The sequence below is a fragment of the Porphyromonas sp. oral taxon 279 str. F0450 genome, assembly GCF_000292995.1.
Classification (GTDB): Bacteria; Bacteroidota; Bacteroidia; order Bacteroidales; family Porphyromonadaceae; genus Porphyromonas; species Porphyromonas pasteri.
Window position 1 is genome coordinate 330,574 of the sequence record NZ_ALKJ01000019.1, and the last position, 24,371, is coordinate 354,944.

The window sequence follows — 24,371 nt, forward strand, 5'->3', positions numbered from 1 at the left end:
CTGTATATATACGTAGCGCGCTACGGCGTGCGCCTTAGTAAGCTATGTCGATAGCTGCAGGGAAGAGACGCTCGGGATCAAAGAAGCGTGAGCAGCTCTCCACGAGATGTGACCAGTCTGCCTTCACCATCCCCGAATAGACCTGCTGCCCATTGACTAAGACTCGGACAGGCTTGCTAAGATCAAGAAGCTCGGGGCTGAGGTAGATGCGAAGCTTCCCTCCCTTAGCTGGCTCATAGACCTTATCATAAAGCAGGACGAGATGGAAGCTTGTATACCAGTCACTGACCTTCTTCTCTACGTACTTCACCGTGTTGATCTTCAGATCTACGGTATTCCCCATGATAGTCTCCTGATAGTAAATGCGCTCCTTATCTTTAGGGCGCTTGAGTGGTGCAAGATTATAGCATCCCTTACGGTAGAGCCCGTCGATGGGATAGTCTTCCCAGTTCACTTGCTTTGGCTGAGGAGTGCGCACGTGCTGCGAGAGGTAGGGCGTCGTATACTGATAAGGTATAGCGTGACCATACTTCGGGATGATGTCGATGAAGTGCTTGTAGTAGCTAGGATATTGTGCAGCTAAGCTTTGAAGTGCATCACGCGTGTAGCCCGTCAATTCGCTGCGGTGGAACTGAGTATCATTGTATCCCGTGCGAAGTGAGAAAGCTACGTGCTGGAGGTTCTCTACCGGCGCATTGATAAGAGGTTCACCACCGGCCATAGGTCCAGCAGCAGCGAGGTAATCGGGATAATATGAAGCTAAGCGCTGTGAGCCATATCCCCCCTCAGATATCCCAAAGAAGTAGACGCGCTTCGGATCAATCTGATCAGAAAGGAAGGCTTGACGCAGGAGTTTCTCCCATGCTTCGAGCTTCGACTTCTGCCACCAGCGATAGAGTTGACCATCTGCTACGCCTTCGCCATTAGGTATCTGTGGGATGAAGTAGGCGGAGGGGCTGTCCTGAAAAGAAAGAGCCAACGCCAAACCTGTAGACCATTCCCCCTTCTTCTCCCCCGATCCGTGTAGATAGAGATAGAGCGGATAGCCAGCTTCGGGCTTATCTCCCTTCGAGCCGTAGTAGAAAGGCATCACGGCCTTAAAGCTTTCCCCATTATACATCTCTGGAGTTAGTAACCAGCTATGAGCTACACTCTGCTTAGAGAGGGGCGTGAGTGCTGGTAGCTTATCCTCAGATAGAGACTTATTCGCTTCAGCCCAGAGGCGCCATACCTGCGTACGCGCCTTCTTGATATCCTCAAGTGAGAGGGAAGAGACAGGCAAAGCCTCCTCTCTGCCAGAGAGAGTCGAGGCGAAGTACTTCTGCACGGTCTCATCGCTGGCGCGTACAGTCGGAGTACTTGGAGTAACTGATGGCTGAGCCTTCTCGGGCTCAGGAGCTGTACGAGCAGCAGAAGCGCCACAGCTGGAGAGCGTCCCTAAAGCAAAGCAAAGGAGGTAAGTTAGTTGTTTCATCGAAGTGAATAGGATAAGTTGTGTGAGTAGATGGCAGCTTAGTACACCCCCTTGTATCGAGATGGAGTCAAGCGCTTGTCATAGAAGTACAGGCAGAGATCCATCAGGTCAAGTATGAGGCGTGGAGCGACTTGCTTATCAAGGCCACTGACGAAGCGACGCCAGCGAGGGCTGGGCGTATAGAATGCGACTGCAAGTGTCGGGGAGGTGGAGATACATTGACTGAGAAGCTGCTCCAATACTTCCCGTTCGGGCAGGTATTCGCAGATCAGAAGATCACAGTAGGGAAGGCTCACGCCTTGCAGTTCGTCCACCGAAAGCACATAGATCGCTTCGGTATAACCCGTATGGCGGAGATAATCGGGTAATAGGCTCGTCGTAGGCTGAGAGGTCACGACGAGGATGTTCTTTGCCTCCAGCTCGTGAGCCGTACGGAAGAGTAGCTCCAGCGTACGCGCTCGATGGATAGGAGGACAAGTCTTCGCATCCTTTCTACGTCGCTTTACCTCGCCACGAAGCTCTTCAAAGCAGTAGTACGGACGACGATTTCGTACGACTCGAGTGATGAAGTGGAAGGCAAAAGGGGAATGAACGCCGTCCCCACGGCGGTTGATGAGTAGGCGCTTGGAGTATTGTAGGCGTCGGACGACCCCACGAAGCGTGATAGGAGACTTCATCTCAGCTTAGAGAGCAGGTATCTTATCCTGCGGGATCTCCTGCAGATAACGGTAGAGGATGAAGAGGTAGAGAGTCGCGACAGGCAGGATGATGACCGTGGCCAGCTGCAGTGTCACGGCATTCACTGCTGCAAGAAGAAGCACGATACCAAGTGCACCGAGGAGCGTGTAGAAGTGCCCCTTCGTGCGCGTCCACGACTCGCAGAAGGAGGCAAAGATACCCGCCTTACCATCGAGGTAAAGCATAGGTGCTAAGAAGCAGCGATTCAGGAAGTAAAAGCCTGGCACAAAGAAGAGCAGCAAGCCCACACCAGCCCCCAAGCCAAAGAGTATCGCCAGAAGGACGAAGCCTGCAAAGTGCTTGAGGCGGGCAACACGAGTATGTGAGGGATAGGCTTCGCCTGCGAAGAACTTCACCACCCGCATAAGGAAGAGGTAAGTCAAGATCCCATTCAAAGTCCCGACGACCAGCGGAAGATAAGAAGCCAGAGAAGAGGATGAAGTATGACCAGAGAAGAGCATATACCCCAGCGATCCCAGCGTGAGAAGGCTGATGATGATGGGATAGCGATAGAGGGACTTATTCTGCTTGAGGAGCTGCCAAGCCTGACGCAGGGCGGCAAGATGCTCAAAGTGGGGAAGAGGATACTGCATATATAATATGGTAGTACTAAGCGAAGCAAGATACTGCGACCAGCCTCTGAGCGGCCAGTCCTTTGAGGAACAAATATACGTATTCCGAGGCGTTTCCCGACCGCCCAGCCCGCACCTTCACCATACATAAGCATCCCTCCATCGCTCTCTCGCAATATCACTGATAGAGCAGCAGGAGATGCTCATCACTTATCGCACTACACACAAGATAGTTACCATAGAGGATAGCTGGGACTTATAGCGACACCTCAAATCAACCAGTACTGGTCGCATAATGTAATGAGTACTGGTCAGCGCGCCAACCAGTACAGCTTGCTTTGGTGACCAGTACTGGTTCGTTTCCCCTCCCTATATAGGCCTTATCTCCAGACGAATATGGAGCATCTATTCTACAAGCCCAAAGGATTCACGATAAAGCACACCCTCTTGGTATGCTGAAACGAAAAGAGCCCCCTTCACCACACGGGCAAAGGGGGCTCTTTTGTGTAGGCTCAAGCTATCTCAGAGTTATATACTGGATATCTCCAACCTTGAAGGTGAAGAGAATATCCTTGAAGCTCGGGAGACCATAGTCAGCAGGTGCATTATTGCTGAAGCCATACTTCTCAGAGGGGATATAGCCATTGAAGTCAAGGGTCTTATTCCCATTGACGTCTTGGAAAAGACTGATACCATAGGAGCCCTCGGGGAGGTCAATGAGGACCGTCTTAGTGAGAGAGTCGACCTTTGCCATAGCCGTCTTGTAGGGATTCTGGGGATAGCTCTCCGCAGAACTATAGATAGCGATGAGGAGCTCTCCCTTGGGCTCGGTGATCCCGTCGACAGTGAGTGTCAGAGGGTGAGTAGGTGGAGTCTTCTTCTCTGCTGTGTCTTGAGCCTTGAGCGAAGGAGAGAGGAGCCCCAGAGCAAGAGTTAGGAGGGGCAGGAGGTGTCTAAGGTGTCGCATGATCATAAGAGAATTAAAGTGAGGTGGATAGGGTGATCATTAAGGGGTTTTCTTCTGCTTCCCCGAGAGGGTGATGAAGCAACCGATGTAGAAGAAGCGTGAGGAGGGTGTCGAGATACGTGTCCCCTCTGTAGGGGTAAGTGGATCAGGCTCGATACCCCAGTAGTTTGTCGTCCCAAGGACATTAGTACAGCCCATGTGAAGAAGCACTTTCTGGGAGGGGAGGTAGCTCCAAGAGAGGTCGAGTCGAGAGCGCCTCGGGAGCTGAATAGGTGTGAGATCATAGCTATATCCCTTCGTCCCCGCATCTATATAGTAGCTACAACCAAAGAGACTCCTCAGCGCCCCCGACCAGTACTTAGTCGTGAGGCGGAAGGTATGAGGACTTACGTAGCTGGGGGCCAGTGGATGGAGGTAGCGATCATAGCTAATCCGAGCCTGGGTATAGGAGTAGGAGGTCGAATAAGCGATAGCTCCAAGGCTCCCCTTATGAAAGAGGGTAAGCCCATAGCTCTCCCCTCCCCCTTGGTCATCGAAGTGCTTGGGATAGCCCACTGACAGAGTGCGGGTGAGGTGTTGGTAGCTCTTATAGAAGAGGGAGAACTGTAGAAGGGGCGTCTTATCACCATAGCTATAAGAGAGCTGGGAGACCTCCGATCGGCTACTCTTGAGCGCTGGCATAAAGCGGAGGATCTCCTTCTCGGGAAGCTGGGTGTAGCGCCCCCACGAAGCGGAGAAGACGTGTTTGCCAAGTCTGTAGCCTGCATAGAGGCGAGGGGAGAGACTCCATACACTGAGGACGCTCGCATACTCACCGCGAAGCCCTGCGCTGACGCTTAGGCCACGGTGGAGGTAGCTAACCTCAAGGAAGGACACGGGTAGATGATTGGTGAAGTTCAGCTGGTGGCGATCTCCTGTGAGTTCGTAGGTCTCACGGAAATCTCTCCAGCTGTAGTCAAGTCCGCCGAGGATGGAGAAGGGTTCACCGCTGTACTTCAGAGCAAGGCGGGCTTCGGCATAGAGATCATGATCAAGGACTTGGTCCTGTGGCGATACCAGGGATGAGCCCGAGAAGTCGGAGTACTGAGTATGGGCACCTACCTCCAGCTGGCACGCTGTGCTTAGGCTTCGCACATAGGTCAGACGCCCATAGTAGCGATCTTCGCGAAGGCGGCTATTGAATGTAGGCATAGAGGCATTAGGCCTATAGTCGATGCCCATCCCTGTATAGCTCAGCTGGGCCTTGAGCATCGCTTGAGGAAGATCATGCCAGAGGGAAGCGGTGAGGGAAGGACTATAGAAGCTCCGAGTATAAGGATAGGCGCTCGGCATGATCCGATCATAGAGGGAGAGGTCGGTATAGCTGGCTGAGAGCTCCACCTTCGTAGAGGAGGAAGGTGCTCCCAGAGCCCATGTGAAGCTAGGTCCTATATTACTAAGACTTATGAGGCTCCCAGGCTTGACATCCTTCGTATCTCGAGAGAGGATCTGGATCACCCCTGAGAGCGCCTGTCCCATCGAAGCAGAGTAGCCACCCGAGAGTAGGTTTATCTCCTTGCATTCGCTTGGTGAGAGGAGGCTTCGCACCGATGAATTCTTGGAGCTAAGGCTATAGGGGTTAGGTAGACGCAAGCCATCGATATAGACCTGGCTCTCATGGGGAGCACCGCCCTGCAGACTGAGTCGCCCATCAGTATCGGAGCTCTGAGCATCGGGATCCTCCATCAGCCCACCGAGGATATCACCGAGGGCTCGTGGCGTCATGAGTATATCCAAGGTCGTGAAGCGGGAGGTAAGTGGAGCATAGCCCGAGATCGGCAGAAGCCTTCGGCGAGAGACGGTAACTCCCTCGATCGACCGCTGCGCCTCAAAGAGGATGATCCGATAGATCTGGGATGAAGGGCGAAGGAGCATCACCTTCGACTGATAGCCTTCGGCGAGGAAGAGCAGCGAGACACGCTCTACACTATCGGGGAGGCTGAGCTGAAATTCCCCACCCTTCCCCGTCTCGGTGAGCAGTAGCCCTGTCGCTTGATCAAGGATCTGCACCTTTGCGATTGGATTATCCGAGCTATTCAGGACTCTCCCTTGGAGTTCATGCGCCTCCTGTGCTTGCAGAGGCACACTGCAGACGAGAAGGAAGAGGAGCTGTAGGATGACGCTTCTATACATGTGCTGATGGTATTAAGAAGCTTGCTGGCTTGATGACTACCTCAGCTTGATACTCATCTCAGTGTCTTCGCTAAGAGTGAAGGAAGCTGGCTTGTAGCGGGGAGGCCCCATCTTAGGTCGCGCATCACGGCTGAAGCCACAGGGTTCAGTCGGCAGACGGAAGAAGTTGCGATCCACCTTCCCATTGCTATTCAGATCCTGATAGATGACGACAGCATAGGTACCAGACTCCAGCTCGAGGACAACACGCTTCGTCAAGGCATCGGCAGGAGTAGTCAGCATCTTGACAGGCTTCTTGAGGTAGTCCTCCGCAGAGTCATATACGGAGATAAGGAGGTTGCCTTTCTTCTCCTTCATACCCACGACATCGAGCGTCAATCGATGGGACTGAGCGCAGAGTGCCGTGACCGAGAAGAAGATTGTAAAGAGCAGCGCGATATAAGTTCGGTTCATAGAGGATGCTTTAAGGAGAAGTCAGCCCTCATAAAATCAAAATGATAGAGAGCTTATCACATATCCAAAGGTAAAGAAAAACCACTGCACGTAATCTCCTTCTTTAAGAGCAGTGGAGTGAAGCTATAGAGGTCAGATATACAGTAGTATTCGGTTGCCATCCGAGCAGTAGCTGTTCCGTGTACAAACCAATAAGGTATCGCACGCCCAGCGCCCCGATATACCTCGCCGAAGTGATACACAAGCCCTTCGCTTTATCGCGAATATTCCTCTTAGCCAGCGGAGGAAAAAAGTGTCATTCTCATGAAGGAAAAAGTGCCTTTACGTAGTGGTTTTTCTCTATCTACGCACGTAGTCTTAAAGACCAGGCACGTAAATCCAAATATCCACGTACGTAGATACTAGAGCCACGCACGTAGCCCAAACTTATCTGCTACTCGTCCACAACTTTTATCCCTGCGCGGAGAAATAACCTAATATAGGTCATCACTTCACGAAGCTATATAGTAATCAGTGCAAAACTATATAGTAATCGGTGCAGAGCTATATAGTAATCAGTGCAGAGCTATATAGCTTTCTTCACCATCCTATATAGCTCTCCCCACACATCCATATAGGTCACATAGCGGACCTATATAGGCTCATACTATCTTCTTAAGAAAGATGGCAAGGCTTCTGAACACACTTCATAATAAAGTATCCGTTTGCACATGATTCCCCCATTCCTCTAAGATATTCGTTTATCAAGCCTACCTGAGCCTCCGTCAGCATTCTTTTTGCCCCCACAAAGAGAGAATGTAGACAGGATGTCTATGACCTCCCCAGCCCAGCAAAAGAGGATAAGCTTCCACAGAGGGGAGTGCAATGGAGATATCTTCCTCTATACACACCAGCCTTAGCTGCCACTTGGATTTTGAATAAGGAGAAGCTCTATCCATCAGCAAACACTTAATTAATACTACCTTTGTACCTCTATAAAGCGGGGATCTACCGGCGCACCTCTCGCGACTATCCCCACCACTTATCACAAATATATCTACCGCTTATGTCGATCATACAGTCCCTGCAGCAGGCGACGGCTGAAGCTGTGCAGGCTCTATACGGGCAGATGCCTACGCCCGAGCAACTCCAATTCCAAAAGACCCGCAGTGAATTTGAGGGTCAGTGGACCTTAGTAGCCTTCCCCCTCCTCAAGATTTCCCGCAAGAACCCCGAAGCTACGGCACAAGAAATCGGTGCCTATCTTCAGGATCATTGCAGCCTCGTTGAGGGCATTCAGATCGTCAAGGGCTTCCTCAATCTAAGCATCGCACCTGCTGCTTGGGTCGAGGACTTCAATGCGATCCGCAGTGATAAGACCTTTGGACATAAGCAAGCTACGGCAGATGCCCCCTTCGTCATGGTCGAGTATTCCTCGCCCAACACGAATAAGCCTCTACACCTCGGGCACGTGCGTAACAACCTCCTCGGGTATAGCATCGCACGTATCCTTGAGGCATCAGGCAACCGCGTCTTCAAGACCAATATCGTCAACGACCGCGGGATCCACATCTGTAAGTCCATGCTCGCTTGGCAGCGCTGGGGTAACGGCGCAACGCCCGAGAGCACGGGGAAAAAGGGTGACCACTTGATCGGCGACTTCTACGTTCTCTTTGACAAGCACTACAAGGCCGAGCTTACGGCTCTTATGAACGAAGGCAAGACCAAGGAAGAAGCTGAAGCAGCTTCTCCTCTGATGGCTGACGCTCGCGCTATGCTCCGCCGCTGGGAGGATGGCGATGAAGAGATCCGCAGCCTCTGGAGCACGATGAACTCCTGGGTCTATGCTGGCTTCGACGAGACCTACAAGCGCATGGGCGTTAGCTTCGACGAGATCTACTACGAGTCGGAGACTTACCTCCTCGGTAAGGAAGAAGTCTTGCGTGGGCTGAAGGAAGGCAAGTTCGTCCAGGACCCTGACGGCTCCGTTTGGGCTGACTTCACAGACGAAGGCCTTGACCGCAAGATCCTCCTCCGCTCTGATGGTACTTCGGTATACATCACACAGGATATCGGTACGGCGAAGATGCGCTTCGACAGGCACCCCATTGATAAGATGGTCTATGTCGTAGGTAATGAACAGGAGTATCACTTCAAGGTGCTCTCTCTCCTACTTGATCGCCTGGGCTATGCCTTCGGTAAGGGGCTCGTGCACTTCAGCTATGGTATGGTCGAGCTCCCCGACGGCAAGATGAAGAGCCGTGAAGGTACGGTCGTCGATGCCGATGACCTCATGGACGAGATGGTCGCTACGGCCCGTGCCATCGCAGAAGAGCAAGGTAAGGGCAAGGATATGCCCGCTGAAGAAGCTGCCGAAGTCGCTCGCCGCGTAGGCCTGGGCTCGCTGAAGTACTTCATCCTCAAGGTTGACCCTCGCAAGAACATGACCTTCAACCCCAAGGAGAGTATTGACTTCAACGGGAACACAGGCTCCTTTATCCAGTACACCTACGCTCGTATTCGCAGCCTCCTTCGTAAGGCAGAGGAGCTGGGTATCGCTCTCCCCGCTACCTTCGCTGGGCTTACCATCTCCGCCAAGGAGCAGGAGCTCATTGCTAAGGTCGCCGAATATGCAGACGTCGTAGAGGAAGCAGCTCGCACCTATAGTCCTGCTGTCATCGCGAACTACGTCTACGACCTCGTGAAGGAGTATAATCAGTTCTATCACGAGTTCTCCATCCTCAAGGAGGAGAACAAAGAGCTGCGTGCCTTCCGCCTCGCACTCTCCGAAGTCGTCGCTCGTACGATCGCCTCTGGCTTCTCCCTCCTGGGTATCGAGATGCCCGAGCGTATGTAGCCTCATATCCACATCTAAGGGTCCCACCATTGATGGAGGCTATCTTGCCATAGCAGGGTAGCCTCCACTCGTATAGGTTTATTTCGTACCTTTCGGCAAACGAAGTTTTTATCACACTCCGCAGCAGAGTAACGTATGTTTAGTCCCGCCCAAGAGCAACAGATTTACCGTACCAGCCGCTACCTTCTCGGCCTCCTCCAGCCTCGTCTGGACAGAGCATGCCGCCTGCAGGTACGGACGTGGCTGGCCGAGGCCCTCGAGCAGGGAGCCTTTGTCTCAGAGGCTGAGGAGATACACACCATCCCCAACTTCATCGTACAGCTGGAGGTCGCCTGCCTCATCCACCGAGAGCTCGGGCTCAATGTCCATTCGATCCTCGCTGTACTCCTATATATACCCTTCTCCGCTGGGCGCATCTCACCCAATGAGATCAAGAGCGTCTGCGGCGAAGAGGTACTGCGCTTATTGCAGCTACTCGTCCGCACCTCCGAGCTCTATATGCGCAAGGAGACCATCAGCTCGGAGAACTTCCACAACCTGCTGATCTCGATGGCAGAGGATATGCGCGTGGTGCTCATCATCATCGCCTACCGCCTCTACCTCCTACGTCATGCCTCGATGATCCGTCGAGCTGAGGATCGTAAGGAGCTGGCATCCGAAGTGTCCTTCCTCTATGCCCCTATCGCCCACCGCCTCGGGCTGTATAAGATCAAGGGCGAGATGGAGGACCTCTGCCTCATGTACCTGCAGCCGAAGATCTACGGCTTCATCACCCGCAAGCTACGTGAGACGAAGGATGCACGTGATGCCTATATCGCCGAATTCATCCGCATCGTACGGGAGACCTTGCTAAGAGACCTCCAGGATGTCTCATTTGAGATGAAGGGACGCGTGAAGAGTGTCAGCTCAATCAGCAACAAGCTGAAGAAGCTCCCCTTCGAGGATATCTATGATGTCTTTGCTATCCGCATCATCGTGGACGTCCCACCCGAGCGCGAGCGTCAGGTATGCTGGCAGATCTACTCGATCGTCACCGACATGTATCGCCCGAACCCCGAGCGACTCAAGGACTGGATCTCCATCCCCAAGAGCAATGGGTACGAGAGCCTGCATACGACCGTACTCGGACCGGAGAACCGCTGGGTAGAGGTACAGATACGCTCCAAGCGCATGGATGCCATCGCCGAGCAAGGCGTCGCTGCCCACTGGCGCTACAAGGGCATCCGCAGTGAAGGTGGTCTGGATGACTTCCTCGCCTCCGTACGCGAAGCACTGGAGACCGTACGTGACGATGCTACGGGCGAAGAGGAGAAGCGCCAAACTCTGGAGTCTTCCCTCCTTACACTCAAGGCACAGGAGATCTATGTCTTCACCCCGAAGGGAGAGATCATGAAGCTCCCCCAAGGTGCTACCCTACTTGACTTCGCCTTCACCATCCATAGCCGAGTAGGAGCTCGTGCGATATCTGGGAAGGTCAACGGGAAGAACGTCTCACTACGGCATCAGCTCAAGAATGGAGATAATGTAGAGATCCTCACCTCTCCACAGCAGTCCCCTAAGCCCGGGTGGCTCTCCATCGTCGTAAGCCCCAAGGCAAAAGCTAAGATTCGTCAGCTGCTCCGTGCTGAGGAAGAAGCAGGTATCGGTGTCGCCAAGGAGATGATCCAGCGCCGCATCAAGAACCGAAAGCTCCCCTTCGATGAAGCCGCCTTCATACGCATCACCCTGCGTAAAGGCTACAAGACGCTCTCCGACTTCTACCGCGACCTAACACACAGTAAGGTCGATGTGCAGGAGTTCCTCAACCTCTATGAGCAGGAGCTGGCTGCCGTTTCGCTCATTGAGGCGCAGCCCTCCATTGGCTCCGCTCGCTCTGCCGAAGACTTCACCTATCAAGAGAGCGAGAGCGAATCCAATCAGATCAACACCTCCGAGGTACTGATACTCGACAGAGGGCTCACAGGAGTTGCTTATAGCCTCGCCCAGTGCTGCCGTCCCCTCTATGGAGACGAGGTCTTCGGGCTTGTGACGACCCGCGGCATCAAGGTGCACCGTATGAACTGCCCCAATGCACCCGATATGTTCGCCCACTCTCCGCACAAGATCATCTGTGCTAAGTGGAATGGTGAAAGCGGTAGCTCGCAGGTCGCCTCCATCGAAGTCGTCGGACGAGACGAGCTCTCCATCGCCACCAATATCACATCTCTCATTCGTAAAGAATCGGGAGTCAAGCTCCGCAGCTACTCGATCCAGTCGAAGGACGGCCTCTTCCACGGCTCCTTTGTACTCTATGTCGAGCGTCGTGAAGCCCTGACCGTACTCATCAAGAAGATACGCAGTGCCTCTGGCGTCAAGCATGCCGAGCTCGCCTCCCGCCTATAATAATCACCCCCAACACTTATCATCACTATGAATATCACAGAACGTGAACTCAAGTACCTCGGGTTGCTCTCCAAGCAATACCCCAGTGCAGCCTCTGCCGCCGCTGAGATCATCAACCTAAGTGCTATCCTCAACCTACCTAAGGGTACCGAGCACTTCCTCGCCGACATCCACGGTGAATATGAAGCCTTCATCCACGTACTGAAGAACGCTTCGGGTACGATTCGCATCAAAGTAGAGAACCTCTTCCTCGGACAAATCCGTGAGCAGGAGCTCCGTCAGCTCTGCACGCTCATCTACTACCCTAAGGAAAGTCTCGAGCGACTCGGTCAGCAGCATCACCTCCGTAAAGACTGGTACAAGGTCACGCTCAATCAGCTCATCAAGGTCCTGCAGTGCGTCAGCGAAAAGTACACGCGTTCCAAGGTACGCAAGGCTCTTCCCGCGCAGTACAGCTACATCACTCAGGAACTCACTCATGAGGATAGCATGAATCCCAAGAAGTCAGCTTACGTGGGAGCTATCCTTGACACGATCATCGATACGGGGCAGGCCGACGACTTCATCATCGCAATCTGCGAGACGATCCAGCGTTTGGCCATCGACCGCCTGCATATCGTCGGAGACGTCTTTGACCGAGGTCCTGGTGCCCAGTTCATCATGGACAAGCTCCTGACCTACCACAATGTCGACATCCAGTGGGGTAACCACGATATGCTCTGGATGGGTGCAGCTGTCGGGAACACCGCCAGCATGGCCAACGCGATCCGTATCGCCCTACGCTATGCCAACCTCTCCACGCTGGAGAATGGCTACGGGATCAACATGCTTCCTCTGGCGCGCTTCGCTATGGAGGTCTATGGCAAGGACCCCTGTACACCCTTCACACCAAAGCTCGGCGATGCTGATGAGACCTATGATGAGAAGAGCATTCTCCTCATGGGGCAGATGCACAAGGCGATCGCCATCATACAGTTCAAGCTCGAGCATCAGATCATTGCGCGTCACCCCGAGTATGGGATGGAGGATCGTGACCTTCTGCACCGCATCAACCAAGCAGAAGGGACGATTACCCTCCCCAATGGAGAGACCTATCCCCTCAAGGATACCTTCTTCCCCACTATTGATCCCAACGACCCCTACAAGCTCACCGAGGCTGAGGCTGATGTCGTAGCCAAGCTCCTGCACTCCTTCCGTCACAGCGAGAAGCTTCTCCGCCACATCAACTTCCTCTTCAAGAAGGGGAGCATGTACCTCACGTGCAACCATAACCTCCTCTTCCATGCCTCCGTCCCCCTCAATGAGGACCGCACCTTCCGTAAGGTCAAGATTCGTGGTCGTGCCTTCTCTGGCCGTGCTCTCCTCGACCGCATCGATGAGTTTGTACGCCAGTCACACTGGTCATCGGCCGATCACCCCGAGCACAAGGAGGCAGTCGACTATATGTGGTACCTATGGTGTGGCCCCGATTCACCTCTCTTTGATAAGTCTGCGATGACGACCTTCGAGCGCTACTTCATCGCCGATAAGGCTACGCACCACGAAGAGAAGGGCTACTACTATGTCTACCGCACTGAGGAGCAGGTCTGTGATATGATCCTCGAAGAGTTCGACCTAAAGAGCACCGAGTCTCATATCATCAATGGTCATGTCCCCGTCCGCGAAGTCAAGGGCGAGCATCCCGTACAGGCTGGTGGTAAGATTATGCTCATCGATGGCGGCTTCAGCCGAGCTTACCAGTCCAGCACGGGTATCGCAGGCTATACCTTGATCTTCAATTCACAGGGCCTTCATCTGGTCAAGCACGAGCCCTTCAGCTCGACCCGCGAAGCCATTGAGCACATGGAGGATATCTCCAGCACCTCTGTCGTCAAGGCCTACTCCACAGACCGCATCCTTGTACGAGACACTGACCAGGGGCTCATCCTTGAAGATCAGATCGAAGAGCTCAAGAAGCTCCTCCACGCCTACCGTCATGGTCTGATCAAGGAGCGCGAGTAAAATCCAGCCCCACTCTCATTACCACAAGGAACTCCCCCGATAGGTCCAGCGATCTATCGGGGGAGTTCTTTTTCTTCAGGTAGTGGTCCTGCAAAGGCTTTGAGAAGCATAAAACGAACCAGTACTGGTCACCAAGCGAAGCAGTACTGGTCAGAACGCGAACCAGTACAAGTAGAAGGTGTGTACCAGTACTGCTTGGAATGTGGACCAGTACTGGTCACAAAATCGAGCTACCAAACAAGCGTCGCCAAATCCCACTTTTCCCACTAAGAAAGAGCATATTGCGGTGACGATATTGGCATTCATAATAGAGCGAACAGTCCTGCTAGAAAGAGTGTCTTGAGAGTTGGGAGAGCAAAGCGTGGAGCCGTGACTTCGAGCGCCTTGCACAATAAAGCAAGATAATCCGTAACTTTGGGGATATACAGAATACTCAAATATCAAATCTACCATCACTATGGACTTGATCCAAGACATTATCAGCAGGGCTAAGGCTAATCCTCAACATATTGTCTTCCCTGAAGGAACCGAAGAAAGAACACTCAAGGCTGCTGACCGCCTCCTCGCAGAAGGTGTTGTCCGCCTAACCCTCATCGGGGATCCCAGCGCCATCCGTTCGCACGCCCAAGAATTGGGTCTGCACAACATCGATAAGGCAAACCTCCTCGATCCTAAGAACCACGAAAAGAAGCAGGCCTACATCGACCTTCTGCTGGACCTCCGCCGCAAGAAGGGCCTTACCGAAGAGCAGGCTGCCGTCCTCGTCGAAGATCCTCTCTACCTCGGCTGTCTGATGATCAAGGCTGGGGATGCTGATGGTGAACTCGCAGGGGCTATCAATGCGACTGGCGACGTGCTTCGTCCAGCACTGCAGATCGTCAAGACGACCCCAGGCATCAGCTGTGTCAGCGGTATCTTCATGATGTTCCTCCCCAACAACACCTATGGCGAAAACGGGCTTCTGCTCTTTGCTGACTGCGCTGTCATGCCCAATCCTACCGCTGAGGAGCTGGCTCAGATCGCTGTATCCTCAGCTGAGTCTGCTCGCGCTATCGCTAACGTAGAGCCTCGCATCGCTATGCTCAGCTTCTCGACGAAGGGGAGCGCTAAGCACGAGCTGGTAGACAAGGTCGTCGAAGCTACGCGCATCGCCAAGGAGATGGCCCCTGAGCTCCAGCTTGATGGTGAGCTCCAGCTTGACGCTGCTCTCGTCTCGAAGGTGGCTTCGCTCAAGGCTCCAGACAGCCCCGTTGCAGGTAAGGCTAACGTACTCATCTTCCCCACCCTCGAAGCTGGGAACATTGGCTACAAACTCGTCCAGCGCCTCGCTGGTGCCGAAGCTGTCGGTCCTGTCCTTCAGGGGATGGCTGCCCCAGTCAACGACCTCAGTCGTGGGGCTTCGGTAGATGATATCTATAAGATGGCAGCTATCACAGCCAACCAGTCAATCGCCCTCAAGGCAAAGAAAGGATAAGCTCACACCTTACCATATAATACAACACCTTATGAAAATCCTGGTCCTCAACTGTGGCAGCTCCTCCCTGAAGTTCGCCCTCATTGAGCTCCCCAACTACAAGGTCTTGACCTCGGGGAACGAAGAGCGCGTAGGGATCAACGACTCCTTCATCACCTTCCGTAACCCCGAAGGAAAGAAGATTGAGCGCCACCTTGACATTCCTAACCACACACGCGGCGTAGAGATTATCCTCGACATTCTCAAAGAAGAGCACTTCGTAGAGTCCTTCGATGAGATCGACGCCATCGGTCACCGCCTCGTACACGGTGCAGAGCGCTTTGCTCAGAGCGTACGTATCACCCCAGAGGTAGTAGATATGCTCCATGAGTGCGCACAGCTTGCTCCGCTTCACAACCCAGCCAACATCCTCGGTATCGAAGCTGTGACGAAGGTACTCCCCAATACGCCTCAGGTAGGGGTATTTGACACGGCCTTCCACCAGACGATGCCCGAGCATGCCTATATGTATGGGCTCCCCTACGAATTCTATGACAAGTACCGCATCCGCCGCTATGGTTTCCACGGCACGAGTCACGACTATGTCAGTGCAAAGGGGGCTGAGATCGCAGGGCTGGATCGTGCTTCATGCAAGATCGTCACGGCTCACATCGGCAGTGGGGCTTCTATGGCAGCTGTACTCAACGGGAAGAGTATCGACACCTCGATGGGCTTGACCCCCAGCGAAGGCCTTATGATGGGTACTCGTGCTGGTGACATCGACAGCGGTGTCATCGAGTACCTGATGAATAAGAAGGACTACGATCCTGAGTTCCTCGCACCCTTCCTCAAGAAGGCTACCCCAGGTAAGACCCACCTTGATCTGGAAGACCTGACCTTCCTGCTGACGAAGAAGAGCGGTGTCGCTGGTATCAGCACGCAGGGCTCAGACATGCGTGACGTCGCCAAGGCTGCAGAAGAAGGCTCTGAGCGTGACCGCCTGGCTCTCTCTATGCATGCCTATCGCATCAAGAAGTATGTAGGGGCTTATGCTGCTGCTCTGGGTGGCATCGACCTCCTCGTCTTCACCGCTGGTGTCGGTGAGAACCGCGCTGCTATGCGTACCGAGGTCTGCCAAGGGCTGGAATTCCTCGGCATCAAGCTTGACGAGTCTATCAACGAAGTCACCTATGGTGGCAAGAGCCAGGTCATCAGTGCTGCAGACAGCCGTGTCAAGGTCGTCGTCGTCGCTACCGACGAAGAGTACATGATCGCTCGCGATACCTACGATATCCTCAATAAGTAGAGTACACCCTTCATCGGGTGCTTTACCCCACCCGATCGCATACATCATGAGGCCAAGATCTCGAGGAGCTATGCTCTGACTGAGATCTTGGCCTCACTTGTTTCGTATGGATAAGCTCTTTCCCTCCTCTTCATCTTTGCTTATCTTTGCTCCAACATTTTATCACTTATAGCGAGGTAACACGGTACAAGATCACCCGATACAATGACCAAGCAAGAGCTAATCAAGGAGCGGCGTAGTCAGGACTGGCGCACAGAGCTACGCAAAGCCCATCCCAATAAAGAGCGTATCGCCTACGAGCGTACGAAGATGTCCGAGCTCCCTATAGCGGAGCGTATCACCTCATTCCATGAAGAAGTAAGCCTCGGCTACACACGCGAAGAAGCGATGGCTGAGGCCCGCCGTTGCTTAGACTGCCCCAATCCTGGCTGTGTCGAGGGTTGCCCTGTCGGTATTCATATCCCCTCCTTCATCAAGCTCATCGAGAAAGGTGAGATGCTTGAGGCCGTTGGTATCATCCGTGAGACCAGCTCACTCCCCGCAGTCTGTGGTCGTGTCTGTCCACAGGAGAAGCAGTGCGAGAGCCAGTGTATCTACACCCTCAGCCTCAAGAAAGAAGCTGTCTCCATCGGCAACCTGGAGCGCTATGTCGCCGACTACGAGCGCATCCATCGAGATCACTCTACCAAGCCCAAGCACTCAGATAAGCCCAAGCTGGGACGTATCGCTGTCGTTGGTAGCGGCCCAGCTGGTCTATCTTTCGCTACCGACATGGCTAAGTGGGGCTATGATGTGACCGTCTACGAGGCCGAGAGCCAGCTCGGGGGCGTCCTGCGCTATGGGATCCCAGAGTTCTGTCTGCCCAATAGTATCATCGAGGATGAGCTGGACAAGATGCGCGACCTCGGTGTCACCTTCCAGACGGATACGATCGTAGGCAAGACTATTACCTATGAGGATCTCAAGGCCCAAGGAATGGATGGCATTTTCATCGCAACTGGCGTTGGTGTCGCCAACTACATGGGTATACCAGGTGAAGACCTCAAGGGGGTCTATACCGCCAGCGAGTATCTGGCTAAGTACAATCTCATGTCCCCCGAGGAGCTTGCCGAAGCACTCCCCTCCCTACGTGGGAAGCGTGTGGCTGTCATCGGCGGTGGGAATACCGCTATTGATGCCGTACGTACTGCCATTCGTCTCGATGCCAAGCAGGCTACCATCGTCTATCGTCGCAGCGAAGAAGAGATGCCCGCCCGTGCAGAAGAGATCAAGCATGCACGTGAAGAAGGTACAGAGTTCTTCAACCTACACAATCCCGTGGAGTATCTTGGGGATGAGTCTGGTCACGTCACTGCGATGCGCCTGGAGCGTATGGAACTGGGAGCACCAGACGAGAGTGGCCGACGTCGCCCTGTCGCCACTGGGGAGATCATCACAGTCCCCGTCGATGAGGTCATCATCTGTATCGGCTACTCCGCAAGTACCTTAGTCACGAAGTCAATGCCTGAGCTGGAGGTCAACAAGTGGGGCAATATCGTCGTAGACGAGGGAAAGAAGACCTCGATGCCCGATGTCTATGCAGGTGGTGATATCGTCCGCGGTGCCGCTACGGTCATCCTCGCCATGGGAGACGGTCGCCGAGCAGCTACGGCAATGCACCAGAAGCTCTCTGGTCGTATCGAGGAGGGAGCGCTTGTATAGGCCTTTCCACAGTTCATCGTACTGATTATTTATCTAACTTTGCAGCGCCTCAGCGGGAAGTCGATGAGCGTATTCGGGATGTAGCACAGTTGGTAGCGCGCCACGTTCGGGACGTGGAGGTCGGAAGTTCGAGTCTTCTCATCCCGACTAAGAAGATCAAGATAAAGGCAGTGGTCAGTCGTGACTACTGCCTTTATTGTTTCCTCTCTATTGCCTTCCTCAGCCTCTTGACGGTAAGGATTCAGGTGCTTTCTTAGGATACCTCGTAAAAGCAGTATTGGTCGCGAGGTGAATCTATATTGGTCAGCGTCGTGACCAATATAGGTTGTCATGGCGACCAATATAGGTTTACCCAACGACCAATATAGGATCACACCACTCTCCTATACATATAGAGGTCATCACCTCAATAGAGAGGCTGGCTAAGGGAGTTGTCTTATCTTTGTAGCGTCAATTCTCACGACAGCTAACACTCATCATATACAGACTATGTTTTCAGGTATCGTAGAAGCTTGCGGCGAGGTCGTCGCTCTCCGACGCGAAGGCGAAAACCTTCATCTCACACTCTCCTGCCCCTTTGCCAGCGAACTTAAGATCGACCAAAGCGTCGCTCACAACGGGGTATGCCTCACAGTCGTAGCTCATGACGAGCACACCTACACCGTGACCGCCATCCAAGAGACACTGGACCGCTCTAACCTCGGTAAGCTCTCTGTCGGAGACCTTGTGAACCTGGAGCGAAGCATGCTCCTCGGAGGTCGCCTTGATGGGCACATCGTCCAGGGCCACGTCGATATGACCGCCATCTGCACCTCAGTCGAAGAAGCTGATGGCAGCTGGCTCTATCGCTTCGAGCACCAGACGGATGCAGAGCTTGCTCGCAAGGGCTATATCACGGTTGAGAAGGGCTCAATAACGGTCAATGGCGTGAGCCTCACCGTGTGCAACTCGGAGAAGACCTCCTTCGGCGTCGCTATCATCCCCTACACACACGAGCATACGAACTTCAAGCACATACAGGTCGGCACGGTGGTGAACTTAGAGTTCGACATCGTCGGGAAGTACCTCTGCAAGATGAACGAATACGCTCTATAAGCTCTCAATAGCTCCCCCGCCCGAGCTACACTCTATCCCATAAGCACCCTCATCCTCTATCCTCCTTGGGTAGAAGATGAGGGTGCTTCCTTTTACATCATATCATATTATTTATGAAAGACAGCACATATCCGACCAAAACCCAGCAATTACACCACCTATCTCAAGCCCGTACTTAATAAAAGAGCAATCAATTCGGCATCTACATTTAAGAAATTCAGTCACACCGCTGGGATTATCCATAATAATCAATACATTTGCCTATGGATTAGCATAACCAACGCATAACACTTGCTAACAATGAGAGACAACAAAAGAGTCTATACCTTCGGGAACGGCCTCGCCGAAGGTGCTGCAGACATGAGAAACCTCCTCGGAGGCAAAGGCGCCAACCTCGCCGAAATGAATCGTATCGGGGTACCAGTACCTCCTGGCTTCACGATCACGACCGAGACCTGTAATGAGTATTTCGCCCGTGGAAAGGACACACTTATCTCCCTTCTCTCAGACGAAGTGATGCGCGCTGTGCATCATATCGAAGGCCTCATGGGAGCTACCTTTGGCGATCCCACCAACCCACTCCTTGTATCTGTCCGCTCTGGTGCTCGCGCCTCCATGCCAGGTATGATGGATACCATCCTCAACCTTGGGCTCAATGACACCGTCGTCGAAGGTCTTGCGAAGAAGACAGGCAATCCCCGCTTCGCCTACGATAGCTACCGCCGCTTCGTACAGATGTATGGTGATGTCGTCCTCGGCATGAAGCCCGAGACGAAGGAAGATATCGCCCCCTTCGAAGAAATCATCGACCGCGTCAAAGCTCAGCGTGGCGTCCGCCTGGACAATGAGCTGAACGTCGACGAACTCAAGAGCCTGGTCGTACTCTTCAAGCAAGAGATCAAGCGCCGCACAGGCAAGGACTTCCCCACTGATCCTATGGAGCAGCTCTGGGGTGCTATCTGCGCCGTCTTCGATAGCTGGATGAACGAGCGCGCTATCCTCTATCGCAAGATGGAAGGTATCCCTGCTGAATGGGGGACAGCTGTCAACGTCCAAGCTATGGTATTCGGCAACATGGGCGACACCTCTGCTACGGGGGTTTGCTTTAGCCGAAATGCTGGTACGGGTGAAAATGTCTTCAACGGCGAATACCTCGTCAACGCTCAGGGTGAAGACGTGGTAGCCGGTATCCGTACTCCTCAGCAGATCACGAAGGCTGGCTCTCTCGACTGGGCACACCAGCAGGGCATCAGCGAAGAGGTGCGTGCCAGCCTCTATCCCTCTATGGAAGAAGCTATGCCCGAGATCTATGCCGAGCTCGATATGCTACAGCAGCGCCTCGAAGCCCACTACAAGGACATGCAGGACATGGAGTTCACCGTACAGGACGGCAAGCTGTGGTTCCTGCAGACCCGTAATGGGAAGCGCACCGGTACTGCGATGGTCAAGATCGCTATGGACCTCCTTCGCGACGGAGTCATTGATGAGAAGACTGCTCTCCTGCGCTGTGAGCCCCACAAGCTCGATGAACTCCTACACCCCGTATTTGATCCCGTCGCCAAGAGCCAAGCTAAGGTCCTCACGCATGGACTTCCCGCTTCGCCAGGAGCAGCTTCTGGTCAGATCGTATTCTTCGCCGACGACGCTACTCGCTGGCATGACGATGGTCGCCGTGTGATCATGGTTCGCATCGAGACTTCCCCCGAAGACCTCGCTGGGATGTCAGCCGCCGAAGGGATCCTTACCGCACGTGGCGGGATGACTTCGCATGCTGCCGTCGTGGCTCGCGGCATGGGGAAGTGCTGTGTATCTGGAGCAGGCGCCATCAACATTGACTACAAGCACCGCACGGTAGAGATCGACGGCGTGGTACTCAAGGAAGGCGACTACCTCTCGCTCAATGGTAGCACTGGCGAAGTCTATCAGGGTCTGGTCAAGACACAGCCTGCAGAGCTCACAGGTGACTTTGCCGAGCTGATGACCCTCTGTGAAAAGTACACGAAGCTCGTCGTCCGCACGAACGCAGATACTCCACACGATGCCGCTATTGCCCGTAGCTTCGGCGCCGTTGGTATTGGTCTTTGCCGCACAGAGCACATGTTCTTCGAGAACGAGAAGATCAAAGCCATGCGCGAAATGATCTTGGCGGACACGAAGGAAGGTCGTGAAAAGGCCTTGGCTAAGCTCCTCCCCTACCAGAAGCAAGACTTCTACGGCATCCTCAAGTCAATGGACGGTTGCCCTGTGAACGTGCGTCTCCTTGACCCACCACTTCACGAGTTCGTCCCCCACGATTTGGCTGGTCAGCAGATTATGGCTGATGAGATGGGTATCTCGGTACAAGAGATCCAGCGCCGCGTCAATTCGCTGAGCGAACACAACCCCATGCTCGGGCATCGTGGCTGTCGTCTCGGCAACACCTACCCTGAGATCACGGTGATGCAGACGCGTGCCATCCTCTCGGCCGCTATTCAGCTCAAGAAGGAAGGCTATGACCCACAGCCCGAGATCATGATCCCTCTGATCGGGATCGTCAATGAATTTGATGAGCAGGAGAAGGTCATCCGCGACACGGCTCGTCAGCTCTTCGCCGAAGAGGGAGTTGAACTCCACTTCCGCGTCGGTACAATGATCGAGATCCCTCGTGCAGCGCTCACGGCAGACCAGATCGCTCGCCACGCCGAGTACTTCAGCTTCGGGACCAATGACCTCACGCAGATGACCTTCGGCTATAGCCGCGACGACATCGCCAGCTTCCTGCCCGTCTATCTCGATAAGAAGATCCTGAGCGTAGACCCCTTCCAGGAGCTCGACCAAGAAGGTGTGGGCCAGCTCATCCGTATGGCTGTCGAACGCGGACGTAGCACACGCCCCGACCTGCCCTGCGGTATCTGCGGCGAACACGGTGGCGATCCTCACTCGGTGAAGTTCTGTCATCACATCGGCCTCAGCTACGTCAGCTGCTCGCCCTTCCGTGTCCCCATCGCGCGGCTCTCCGCAGCCCAAGCCGCTATCGAATAGGCTTCTGCCCCGCATTCACTGCACTTTACACCAAGGGCTCTCCCTCCTCCGAAAGGAAAGGGAGAGCCCTTTCTGCGTCTTCTCCCCTATCTTGATCTGGGCTCGGAGGAAGTCCCCGCGAAAAAGGAATATACCATCCTGCAGAAGGGTATATACCCTTGAGGCAAATAGTATATACCCTTCGGCAAAAAGGTATATACCCTTCGGGCGAATAGTATATACCTTTCGATCAAAAGGTATATACCTTACGACGACGAGGAATATTCCTCACGACAGAAAGGAATATTCCTCACAGCAGAAAGGTATATTCCTCACGACAGAAAGGTATATTCCTCACGACGGTACCTCCCTCTACTTCGCCAGCAATTCTACCCAGCAAGGCTCCCGAATCGGAATAAGTAGGTAGCTAAAGCAACGGAATTCTCCCCTCTATTAGGTATATATAGGCCATTTTTGTACCTTTGCAGTACAGACAAACAACCTCTCCATCTCGGAGAGAGAGCACCATTTCTCGTCCACATCGCAGGCTATAGCCTGAGCGCCTTCGAGAGAAGGCCAACGGGACACGAAGCTGTGAAGCAGACGAGCTCTTAAACGGTCGAAGCCTAACATCAAGTGGACGACGGTCCCTTGCGGTTAGGCTTCTTTTATTTCTCCCATCAGATGCTCCATGACTTCCTCCCCGATCCGAAGCAGGGAAAGCTTGGAAGGAAAGGAACGAAGTCACTACCTTTGCAGCGGATTTAAAGCAAGACCTCTCCCTTCAATGAAGAAACTAACCCTACTCATCGCTGTCGCCGCCTTAGGCATCTTGGTCTACAAGCAGATGACCAAGGAAGCGGCGCCCGCAGAGCAGGCTTCAGCCCAAGCCCTCCCAAGCTATTCGCCTCAGGGTGCTATCGAGGACGAGATCATCAATGGGGATACGACCCTGCTTGAGCTACCAAGATTGGCTGGGGGCAACAATAACTACTTCGTCACGCACCGAGCTTCGGGGAAGGTAAACTACTCGCTCGAGTACGACGTCACGAAGCTCCACTCGCGCTGGGTTGCATTCTCTTTCGACGCTGCGACGGCAGAAGACAACGTGCGCCGTAGTGACGCGTGGAGCTGGGATCCTAAGATCCCCGCGGCGTATGATACGTCCAACTTCTTCCGCCGAAGTGGCTACAGCCGCGGACACTTGGTAGCCTCTGAAGACCGCACCTTCTCGCAGGCAGCCAACGAACAGACCTTCTACTACACGAATATGAGCCCGCAGCTCCAGACTCATAATGCCGGCATCTGGCACCGCTTGGAGAATCGCGTCCAAGAATGGGCACGTGACCGCGCCTTCTGCGATAGGCTCTACGTCGCCAAGGGTGGGACGATCCGCGATGATCAGGTCGAGGCCGAGCGCATCAAGGGTAAGATGGTCGTCCCCCGCTACTACTGGATGGCGCTTCTGATGAAGAAGGGTAAGACGTACGAAGGCATTGCCTTCCTCACCGAACACAGAAACTACGGCAAGGGTGAGCGCATCGACGGGCTGACGCTCTCGATTCGTGAGCTGGAGCAGTTCACTGGACTGGATTTCTTCTATCACCTGCCGGATGACATCGAGCAAGCTGTAGAGACGACGGACCCACATTCCGCAGCTTCGAGACGTTTGTGGTGGAAGCAATAAGCTCCACCCTCTTTGAATTGGTACGAGAAAGCCCCGACCTCCATTAGGAAGCCGGGGCTTGATCTTTGATGTGAGGGCGGGCGAACTAATCGCGGCCCGTGTGGCCAAAACCGCCAGTGCCGCGATCGGTGTTCTCATTAAGCTCCGTGACCAACTCCCACTCCACGACCTCATGACGGACTATGACCATCTGAGCGATGCGCTCGCCGTCGTTGAACGTAAAGGGCTCCTTGGAGAGATTGATCATAAGGATCTTCAGCTCACCACGATAATCCGAGTCGATAGTCCCAGGGCTATTGGGCAGGGTAATACCATGCTTCAGCGCAAGTCCACTACGAGGGCGGATCTGCGCTTCGTAGCCGTCAGGGATCTCAAGGAAAAGACCCGTGGGAATAAGGCAGCGCCCGAGAGGCTCCAATACCATTGGCTCCGAGAGATTAGCACGGATGTCCATACCTGCAGCACCAGATGTGGCGTAGTGAGGAGCAGGATGCTTAGACTTATTGATCAGCTTGACACGCATAGGAGAGATAT

General features: G+C 53.8%; 16 protein-coding genes and 1 tRNA gene. 10 read left to right on the forward strand and 7 right to left on the reverse strand.

The window, feature by feature from the left end; genetic code table 11:
• Positions 1–34: 34 nt before the first annotated feature.
• From HMPREF1323_RS05245 to HMPREF1323_RS05270, 6 genes are all read right to left on the reverse strand, one after another.
• Positions 35–1,474 carry a putative lipoprotein gene (locus HMPREF1323_RS05245; RefSeq protein WP_009433086.1) on the reverse strand — a complete coding sequence of 480 codons (1,440 nt, stop codon included), beginning with the start codon at positions 1,472–1,474 and terminating at the stop codon, positions 35–37.
• A 38-nt stretch (positions 1,475–1,512) separates the two neighbouring features.
• Complete coding sequence (locus tag HMPREF1323_RS05250; protein WP_009433215.1) at positions 1,513–2,151, reverse strand: hypothetical protein; 639 nt, start codon at positions 2,149–2,151, stop codon at positions 1,513–1,515.
• 6 nt (positions 2,152–2,157) lie between these two features.
• Positions 2,158–2,805: a hypothetical protein gene (locus tag HMPREF1323_RS05255; RefSeq protein ID WP_009432940.1), complete on the reverse strand. Its 648-nt coding sequence runs from the start codon at positions 2,803–2,805 to the stop codon at positions 2,158–2,160.
• Positions 2,806–3,301: 496 nt separating this feature from the next.
• A complete protein-coding gene (locus HMPREF1323_RS05260; protein WP_198004370.1) occupies positions 3,302–3,751 on the reverse strand; it encodes a DUF2141 domain-containing protein in 450 nt (149 codons plus the stop codon).
• A gap of 39 nt (positions 3,752–3,790) precedes the next feature.
• Entirely contained in the window at positions 3,791–5,923 is a 2,133-nt protein-coding gene (locus HMPREF1323_RS05265; RefSeq protein WP_009433011.1) for a TonB-dependent receptor, read from the reverse strand.
• A 36-nt stretch (positions 5,924–5,959) separates the two neighbouring features.
• Positions 5,960–6,376 (reverse strand): DUF2141 domain-containing protein, encoded by a 417-nt coding sequence (locus tag HMPREF1323_RS05270; protein ID WP_009433234.1) that lies wholly within the window; start codon positions 6,374–6,376, stop codon positions 5,960–5,962.
• A gap of 1,045 nt (positions 6,377–7,421) precedes the next feature.
• On the opposite strand from HMPREF1323_RS05270, the gene argS reads away from it, so the two are divergent.
• From argS to HMPREF1323_RS05320, 10 genes are all read left to right on the forward strand, one after another.
• Positions 7,422–9,212 (forward strand): arginine--tRNA ligase, encoded by a 1,791-nt coding sequence (gene argS / locus HMPREF1323_RS05275; RefSeq protein ID WP_009751900.1) that lies wholly within the window; start codon positions 7,422–7,424, stop codon positions 9,210–9,212.
• Between the two features lie 135 nt (positions 9,213–9,347).
• The gene (locus HMPREF1323_RS05280; RefSeq protein ID WP_009433207.1) at positions 9,348–11,594 is read left to right on the forward strand and encodes a RelA/SpoT family protein; all 2,247 of its coding nucleotides are present in this window, start codon (positions 9,348–9,350) and stop codon (positions 11,592–11,594) included.
• 27 nt (positions 11,595–11,621) lie between these two features.
• A complete protein-coding gene (locus tag HMPREF1323_RS05285) occupies positions 11,622–13,595 on the forward strand; it encodes a fructose-1,6-bisphosphatase (RefSeq protein WP_009432993.1) in 1,974 nt (657 codons plus the stop codon).
• A 457-nt stretch (positions 13,596–14,052) separates the two neighbouring features.
• Entirely contained in the window at positions 14,053–15,069 is a 1,017-nt protein-coding gene (gene pta / locus HMPREF1323_RS05290; RefSeq protein ID WP_009433101.1) for a phosphate acetyltransferase, read from the forward strand.
• 31 nt (positions 15,070–15,100) lie between these two features.
• The gene (locus tag HMPREF1323_RS05295) at positions 15,101–16,354 is read left to right on the forward strand and encodes an acetate/propionate family kinase (protein ID WP_009751910.1); all 1,254 of its coding nucleotides are present in this window, start codon (positions 15,101–15,103) and stop codon (positions 16,352–16,354) included.
• A 204-nt stretch (positions 16,355–16,558) separates the two neighbouring features.
• Positions 16,559–18,055 carry an NADPH-dependent glutamate synthase gene (gene gltA / locus HMPREF1323_RS05300; protein WP_009433044.1) on the forward strand — a complete coding sequence of 499 codons (1,497 nt, stop codon included), beginning with the start codon at positions 16,559–16,561 and terminating at the stop codon, positions 18,053–18,055.
• Between the two features lie 74 nt (positions 18,056–18,129).
• Positions 18,130–18,202 (forward strand) — tRNA-Pro (locus HMPREF1323_RS05305).
• Between the two features lie 342 nt (positions 18,203–18,544).
• Positions 18,545–19,150 carry a riboflavin synthase gene (locus HMPREF1323_RS05310; protein ID WP_009433081.1) on the forward strand — a complete coding sequence of 202 codons (606 nt, stop codon included), beginning with the start codon at positions 18,545–18,547 and terminating at the stop codon, positions 19,148–19,150.
• Positions 19,151–19,450: 300 nt separating this feature from the next.
• A complete protein-coding gene (ppdK, locus tag HMPREF1323_RS05315) occupies positions 19,451–22,171 on the forward strand; it encodes a pyruvate, phosphate dikinase (RefSeq protein ID WP_009433174.1) in 2,721 nt (906 codons plus the stop codon).
• A gap of 766 nt (positions 22,172–22,937) precedes the next feature.
• Positions 22,938–23,837, forward strand: a complete 900-nt coding sequence (locus tag HMPREF1323_RS05320; RefSeq protein WP_009432962.1) for a DNA/RNA non-specific endonuclease — start codon at positions 22,938–22,940, stop codon at positions 23,835–23,837.
• A gap of 85 nt (positions 23,838–23,922) precedes the next feature.
• On the opposite strand, the gene dut is transcribed toward HMPREF1323_RS05320, so the two are convergent.
• Entirely contained in the window at positions 23,923–24,360 is a 438-nt protein-coding gene (gene dut / locus HMPREF1323_RS05325) for a dUTP diphosphatase (protein WP_009432908.1), read from the reverse strand.
• Positions 24,361–24,371 lie beyond the last annotated feature (11 nt).